The sequence below is a fragment of the Candidatus Desulfolinea nitratireducens genome, assembly GCF_982879505.1.
Genome location: NZ_CEYOSI010000317.1, coordinates 1 through 2892, shown reverse-complemented (window position 1 = coordinate 2892; position 2892 = coordinate 1). Strand labels below are relative to the sequence as shown.

4 protein-coding genes are annotated in these 2892 nt (G+C 47.7%); all 4 read right to left on the bottom strand.

All coding sequences use genetic code 11. From position 1 onward, the window contains the following. Positions 1 to 48: 48 nt before the first annotated feature. Complete coding sequence (locus tag AC3DOM_RS17175) at positions 49 to 615, bottom strand: alpha/beta fold hydrolase (RefSeq protein WP_487920260.1); 567 nt, start codon at positions 613 to 615, stop codon at positions 49 to 51. A 124-nt stretch (positions 616 to 739) separates the two neighbouring features. Beyond that, positions 740 to 1054 (bottom strand): YdhR family protein, encoded by a 315-nt coding sequence (locus tag AC3DOM_RS17170; protein ID WP_487920259.1) that lies wholly within the window; start codon positions 1052 to 1054, stop codon positions 740 to 742. A gap of 104 nt (positions 1055 to 1158) precedes the next feature. Continuing rightward, positions 1159 to 2178, bottom strand: a complete 1020-nt coding sequence (locus AC3DOM_RS17165) for a CPBP family glutamic-type intramembrane protease (protein WP_487920258.1) — start codon at positions 2176 to 2178, stop codon at positions 1159 to 1161. A 116-nt stretch (positions 2179 to 2294) separates the two neighbouring features. After that, positions 2295 to 2693, bottom strand: a complete 399-nt coding sequence (locus AC3DOM_RS17160) for a DUF1801 domain-containing protein (RefSeq protein ID WP_487920257.1) — start codon at positions 2691 to 2693, stop codon at positions 2295 to 2297. Between the last annotated feature and the right edge of the window lie 199 nt (positions 2694 to 2892).

The window sequence follows — 2892 nt, the reverse complement described above, 5'->3', positions numbered from 1 at the left end:
TGCCGGGAATAATTCTCCGGCTATTTCGTTATCTCCTTTTAGCGGAAACTAAAGTGAGACATGGACTTTCTTTATATTTTCACTGTCACTGAGAAATTCAATTTCTAGATCTGTCAATCCATCTGGAGTGAAATTCGCCCCAATGGTAACGAGTTTGTTGACCCGGTCAGGGTAATATATTGCCATTGTAAGACCAGTGATTCCACCATCACTCAAACCTAGGATATGAGCCCTATCTATTTCAAGAAGATCCATTAATGCTATGAAATCTTTGGCAAATAGTTCATAGCTAAATGGTTGATCAGAGTCCGTTGTTCTGCCATGACCACGGGTATCAACTGCGATGACCTGATAATTCTTTGACAATTCAACAACCCCGTTTTTCATATCTTCAATGGAACCACTACTGCCATGCAGCACGAGGAGTGGCTCACCTGAACCGTGAACTTCATAGTACATGGTGATGTCATTAACTTTGGCATAACCGGCTTCGCAGTTTTCGGTTATCTGGGTCAGACATTCAGTTGATTTTATTGGGCCACAACCAGAAATAACAAGCCCAAGGATTACACAAACAATGACCAATTGCGATTTCCAAATTGTTTTCTTTCTCATTTTTCCCTACCTTTCGCTAACTAACTCTGTTTATATGAACGCTTAATTTTATCACCACTTTGCGGGGAATAAACCAAAAACCATCTTCGCCTTGCGCCAGCATGCCACGCATCAGCATGGGCTATCAGTCGTCGATAATAATGCTTTCAGCCAGGTTATCGACAATCACTGGACTCGCGAAGTAGGTAACCGAGGGTTCGGTACCATACTTATCCGTAATAGCCTGACGCCAATTCGCACTGTAGAGCTGTTCTGCTTCTTTTCGGGATTCCCAGAGATAGACACCACCAACTGTGCTGCCGTCCTCGGATAGTAAAAAATACTTGCGGACCAGCCCCGGCGTGGCGCGGTAGTTTGGCGCTGCATCAGCAAATAGACCAGTCGCCTTCTCGAGGCTAACCAGAGTTGAAAGTTTAATTTGGACAAGTGCTGTGATCATGGTTTCTCCTTTTATTGTTTCTCTGGATCTAATCATTTGATTGTATTGCGCGAATAAAAAATGTGATTGATGGCTCTCATTACCAAGTATTTCATAGGAGCATTTCAGGGCAATCTGTATACCACCGGATGATCGGCTGGCAATTTCTCCCACATCCGGTCGACAAGGATCAGCACTGCCACGGCGATGACGAGGGTCAGGAATAAGCTCCGCATATCCTGGATCGGTACGAATGCCTGGACAGTATTGGTCGCTGCATGGGCGATCCCTGCCACCAGGATACTCCCTCCAGCCCGATTGCAAATCCACACAATCAGCACAGACAGGAGGATGTGGCCGATAAACATCTCGACCCAGAATTGGATGGTCAGGACCGGCTGTCCTTCTGCCTGCCATCCGAAGAAGTGCCAGGGCACCCAGAAGAAAGCGATGATCAAGGCAGCGATCAGCGGGCTAAAATGAGATTGCAATCTGGGCAGGGCGAAGCCCCGCCAGCCGGTCTCTTCTCCGGTGGCATTGAAAAAGAAAAGTTGGTAGAAGAATTTGACTGCGATCAGGCCGAGCAAGGCCGGGCCTGATTCCTGGAATTGGTAAAACAAGATGGGCAGTCTGTTCAGGATACTGTAAACAGGGAAGGAAAACAGGAGCAAGGCTGGGAATAAGACCAGTGCCAGAATCGCCCAGGGCCACACATCACGCAGCTGGATCAATGAGGCCAGATAATGCCTCACGGAGGGAATGCGGGAAAAAGCTGAAGCGATCAGAAAGGCAACCGGCACTGTGGCAATTGTGAATAGGACAACCACCACCGGAGATAGAGGAAAATGATCGACGAATTTTAAGTTGGCAAAAGAAATGATCGCAGACAGGAACCATGCCACGAAAAAGGCGATCCAGAATGCCTTGCGTGAACCTTCTCTCGGTTGAGTATTGGTGATCGCATTGATGATGATCCCCGCCAACCCAGGACCGCAGGCGGTTATAAAAGCGAGGGGCAGCAACAGACCCTGGTCTCGATTCAGGACTGCACCCCAGGAGAATCCCAGCCCCCAGGAGATGGCGAAGGTGATCAGGAAGAAGGCTGCAATTTGATGGTGCTTGATCCAATGGGTAAATTTATCCATTTTTCACTCCTTCTATTCAGCTCCATCGCACAAGGTTGGAATGAGCGGCGGATGAGGGTTGGCCCGGTCAAGTGCAAACGGTGATTTGGAGACAAAGGTAGAAATCCACCAATCCATCAGCTCTTTAGTGTCGAAAAATCCAGGTTGGCTGAGGCCCGGATCAAGGACTCAATCTCGGTCCAGGGGGCATCGTCAAATGACCAAATATCCATCTGCCGCATATAGAGCCCATCCCCTGAAAGTAAAGACTTTGGATCATCGAGAAGGGCGCCCAGTCCGAAACGCAGGAGCACATGGTCATCCTGGATGTCGACGAAGCAGATGCCACCTTTTATGGTGCCCCCCTTAATCGGATCGTAGAAGGTGAACGCGGTTGAGCTGATCCGCTCTGTGGCCGAAGGGTTTACTTCCATGACGATATTCCTGATCTCAAGCAAGAGATCAACCAGGTCCGGACGTTGATATTTCAGGACATTTTCAACCTCAGCGAGCGAATGGAAGTGGGATTTAGTCATAATAAGGTGATTTTCGGTGTGTCCGGCTAATCCTAAAATGAAGTGCGTTCATGTGCAGAAATATTGAAGGGGGATTGTTTTTTGATGATGATGAATAACTTCCCGACCGACTCCCTTTGTACAGAAACCTGGTGAGGATTATATCAAACTTATACCTTGCAAATTAATTACAAGGATCGGTATCAGGGCTGTTTCACTT

Excerpts from the sequence above, each read along its gene's own strand:
- AC3DOM_RS17165 (WP_487920258.1), bottom strand. The coding sequence starts at position 2,178 with ATGGATAAATTTACCCATTGGATCAAGCACCATCAAATTGCAGCCTTC.
- AC3DOM_RS17160 (WP_487920257.1), bottom strand. The coding sequence starts at position 2,693 with ATGACTAAATCCCACTTCCATTCGCTCGCTGAGGTTGAAAATGTCCTG.
- AC3DOM_RS17170 (WP_487920259.1), bottom strand. The coding sequence starts at position 1,054 with ATGATCACAGCACTTGTCCAAATTAAACTTTCAACTCTGGTTAGCCTC.
- AC3DOM_RS17175 (WP_487920260.1), bottom strand. The coding sequence starts at position 615 with ATGAGAAAGAAAACAATTTGGAAATCGCAATTGGTCATTGTTTGTGTA.